This is a genomic window from Kribbella sp. (genome assembly GCF_035655035.1).
Classification (GTDB): Bacteria; Actinomycetota; Actinomycetes; order Propionibacteriales; family Kribbellaceae; genus Kribbella.
In genome coordinates this window covers 1-3,963 of record NZ_DASRVN010000701.1, presented here as the reverse complement: position 1 = coordinate 3,963, position 3,963 = coordinate 1, and the positions used below count along the sequence as shown (strand labels likewise).

Here is a 3,963-nt window from a genome sequence, read left to right as displayed (position 1 = left end):
CACCGCTTGGTGGCCGCGGTCATCTCGGCCGGCTTCAGCGCCGAGTCGGAGCCGGCGAAGTCCACCTGGTTCGCGTTGAACTGCTTGATACCCGCGCCGGAACCGGTCGGGTTGTAGTTCACCGTGACGTCGGCGCACTTCGCGTTGTACTTGCTGATGATTTCCTCGATGGCGTTCTTCTGCGCCGTGGAGCCCTCAGCATTCAGGGTGCCCTTCGGGCAGTCGGCCCCGGTGCTGGACGACGACGAACCGGCCGACGGCGACGAGGAGCCGGACGACGACTGCGGGTCGCTGCCGCAGGCACTGAGCGCGAGGACGCCGATGGAAGCCACGGCGACGGAGCCGACGCGGAACAGGCGATTGACGGACACGAGAGTGTTGCCCTTCTGCGGGAATCAGACTTCTGAACTTCCACAGACGGTAGGGAGATCAGGTGACGCGGCGGCCCGTCGCTGGTGAACGAGCGGTGAACGGTTTCGGTAGCGTGTGCGACGGCTGGCGTGCCGACAGGCGGCCAACAGGTGAACTGAGTTAAGAGCCGTCACTCTCCGTGGATGTAAACGGCTCCCAGCTCACGTTTCGGTAACGCTCAGCGCATCGGCAGCTTGAACGTTCGACCCCCGGCGCCCCGCGGAACAGGTTGCCGGGACAGCCACACGGTAGTACGTCGCCGTGCCATCGGCGACGTCACGTTCGGTGTTCGCCGTCACATCATTGGTTGGACCAATTGACGGGTGGTGCTTCAGCTGGAGAAGTCCTCCGGGGCGACGCCGTCGAGGAACTGGCGGAAGCGTTCCAGCTCGGCCTGTTCCTCCTCGGGAGTGGCGACGCCGGCCTCCCGCAGTACCTCTTCGGTGGAGCGGATCGGCGTGCCCAGGCGGACCGCGAGCGCGACCGAGTCGCTCGGTCTGGCCGACACCCGGGCGCCGTTGGCGAGCACGAGCTCGGCGTAGAACACCGCGTCCCGCAGCTCGACGATCTCGACCGCCTCGATGTGTACGTCGAACGCCTGGATCAGGTCGCGCATCAGGTCGTGGGTGAGCGGGCGCGACGGACGCAGGCCCTGCTCCTCGTAGGCGATCGCGGTCGCCTCGACCGAACCGATCGAGATCGGCAGGTACCGGTAGCCCTCGGTCTCGCGCAGCATCATCACCGGGGCCCGGTTGGGCGATTCCATCCGGATCCCGATCAGTGTCAGTTCTCGCATCATCGTCATGGTGCGCCCCGAACCTCTCCTCAGACCAGCACCCGGTGGGACGCCGGTTCCTCGGGTAGGAACATACCCGTCACCTCCAGTGTCACCCGGTCGCCCCTTCCGCCGTACCGCGATCGTCACCGAGCCGTGTCGCTACGGCGCGCTGAAGCGTTCCGTCAATACTCGGCCGTCCTGCAGCCGGTGTGCGACCAAGAACGAGCCGGTGGCGAATTTGCCCACTTTGAGGCCCAGCTCGCGGGAAAGCGCCGGCAACACGGGACGGTGCGAGCAGACGACCGTCACCTTGCCAGGACGCCACACCCGCTCCGCCAGACCGTGCAGGCCGTCCGGGGCCGCGTCGTACCCGCGCTCGGAGATCTCCGGCCACAGGTGGATGTGGCGGTCGATCGAGGCGGCGTACGGCGTGACTGTCGCTACACAGCGCTCTGCGTCGCTGCTGATGATCCTGTTCGCTCCCAGAGCCTGCAGTACGTCGCTGAGCCGTTCTGCCACCTCAGCACCAGCCCTGCTCAGCGGACGGAGCGTGTCCTTGCCGTCCCAGTCCTTGCGCTTCACAGCATCCGCATGCCGTACGACGATCACCGTGGCGACAACAGGCACCACCTGGTCGAGTGCGTCCAGGATGTCCACGTCACGCGGGTAGCTGAGCTTGCCGCGGGCCTTGTCGACCGGGAGCCAGCTGATCTGGTCGACCTCGTCGTTGGGCTCGAAAGTGCCGTCGTCGACCGGTACGGCGGACCAGTAGTGCACGAGCTTCTCCGCCGTACCGCCGTTCTTGCGGATCGCGTAGCGCTGCACACCGAGCGGCGGGCCGAACACCACGCGCTGCCCGGTCTCCTCCTCGATCTCCCGCTGCGCACCGAGCAGTACGTGCTCGTGGGCGGTCAGCTTGCCCTTGGGCAGGGACCAGTCGTCGTACCGGGGACGGTGCACCAGTAGCACCTGCCGGGTGTCGCCGCGTTCCCGCCAGACGACACCACCCGCGGCGATGACCGTCGCCGGGTTGCTCATACCCTCACCCTAGAAAGTCGGCTCCGTGGTCAGCTGATCGGGTCCGCCGTACGGCGGCGCCCGCGGGTCAGGATCAGCCGCTCCTGCAGGTCACGCAACGGCGTACCGTCGGCGCCGTTCAGCCGGGGCTGCCAGGTGTCGTCCGGCTGCAACCACCAGGAGCCGGTGCCCTCGTCCATCGCCAGGTCGAACGTCTCGCCCAGCTCGGCGACGTGGTCCGGCTCCTTCAGCTGCACCAGCACCTCGACCCGGCGGTCCAGGTTCCGGTGCATGAGGTCGGCGGAACCGATCCACACCTCCGGCTCGCCGCCGTTCTCGAACAGGAACACCCGGCTGTGCTCGAGGAACCGGCCCAGGATGCTGCGGACCTGGATGTTGTCGGACAGCCCGGGTACGCCGGGACGCAGCGTGCAGATGCCCCGGATCCACAGGTCCACCGGTACGCCGGCCTGCGACGCCCGGTACAGCGCGTCGGCCAGGGCCTCGTCGACCAGGCTGTTCACCTTGATCCGGATCCGCGCCGGGCGGCCCGCGTGGTGGTGCTGGATCTCCCGGTCGATCCGCTCGACCAGACCCCGCCGTACCGACTGGGGAGCGACCAGGATCCGCCGGTAGCCCGCACTGCGACCGAAACCGGACAGGTGGTTGAAGAGCAGCGCTACGTCCTCTGTGACCACCTTGTCGCTCGTAAGCAGCCCTAGGTCCTCGTAGAGCCTGGCTGTCTTCGGGTGGTAGTTGCCGGTGCCGATGTGCGCGTAACGGCGCAGCCCGTCCGGCTCGTCACGGACCACCATCGAGAGCTTGCAGTGGGTCTTCAGACCGATCACGCCGTACACGACGTGGCAGCCGGCGTGTTCGAGCTGACGGGCCCACTTGATGTTCGCCTGCTCGTCGAAACGGGCCTGGATCTCGACCAGCACCAGAACCTGCTTGCCGGCCTCGGCCGCGTCGATCAGCGCGTCGACGATCGGGGAGTCACCACTGGTCCGGTACAGCGTCTGTTTGATCGCCAGCACGTGCGGATCCGCCGCGGCCTGCTCGATGAAGCGCTGCACGCTCGTCGAGAACGAGTCGTACGGGTGGTGGACCAGCACGTCGCGCTGCTTGAGCGCGTGGAACATGTCCGCCGGGTTCGCCGTCTCCACCTCGGACAGGTGCGGATGCGTCGACGGCACGAACGCCGGGTACTTCAGCTCGGCCCGGTCGAGGCTCGCGATCGTGAACAGGCCACGGAGGTCCAGCGGGCCGGGGAGCTCGAACACCTCCGCCTCGGTGACGCCCAGCTCGGACAGGAGCAGCGCCCGGACCTGCGGGTCGATCGACTCCTCCACCTCGAGCCGCACCGGCGGACCGAACCTGCGGCGGAGCAGCTCCTTCTCGAGCGCGGCCAGCAGGTTCTCCGCGTCGTCCTCCTCGACCTCGAGGTCCTCGTTGCGGGTGACCCGGAACGTGTGGACCTCGAGCACCTCCATGCCGGGGAACAGCCGCTTGAGGTGCTCGCGGATCACGTCCTCCAGCGGCACGAACCGCTGGTTCCCGAGCGGCACGAACCGCGCGAAGATCGGCGGCACCTTCACCCGGGCGAAGTGCTCCTTGCCGGTCTTGGGGTTGCGCACGACGACCGCGAGGTTGAGCGACAGCCCCGAGATGTAGGGGAACGGGTGCGCCGGGTCGACCGCCAGCGGCGTCAGCACCGGGAACACCCGGTCCTTGAACAGCCGCTTGCAGTACTTCTG

4 protein-coding genes are annotated in these 3,963 nt (G+C 67.7%); all 4 read right to left on the bottom strand.

Annotated elements, in window-relative coordinates; all coding sequences use genetic code 11:
* Positions 1–332 (bottom strand): substrate-binding domain-containing protein (locus tag VFF46_RS36430; protein WP_325041818.1); only part of this gene is annotated, 332 nt, incomplete at its 3' end.
* Between the two features lie 410 nt (positions 333–742).
* Positions 743–1,207, bottom strand: a complete 465-nt coding sequence (locus tag VFF46_RS36425; RefSeq protein WP_325041817.1) for a bifunctional nuclease family protein — start codon at positions 1,205–1,207, stop codon at positions 743–745.
* 141 nt (positions 1,208–1,348) lie between these two features.
* The gene (locus VFF46_RS36420; protein WP_325041816.1) at positions 1,349–2,227 is read right to left on the bottom strand and encodes an NUDIX hydrolase; all 879 of its coding nucleotides are present in this window, start codon (positions 2,225–2,227) and stop codon (positions 1,349–1,351) included.
* A 29-nt stretch (positions 2,228–2,256) separates the two neighbouring features.
* On the bottom strand, positions 2,257–3,963 hold a 1,707-nt coding region (locus VFF46_RS36415), incomplete at its 5' end, for an RNA degradosome polyphosphate kinase (protein WP_325041815.1).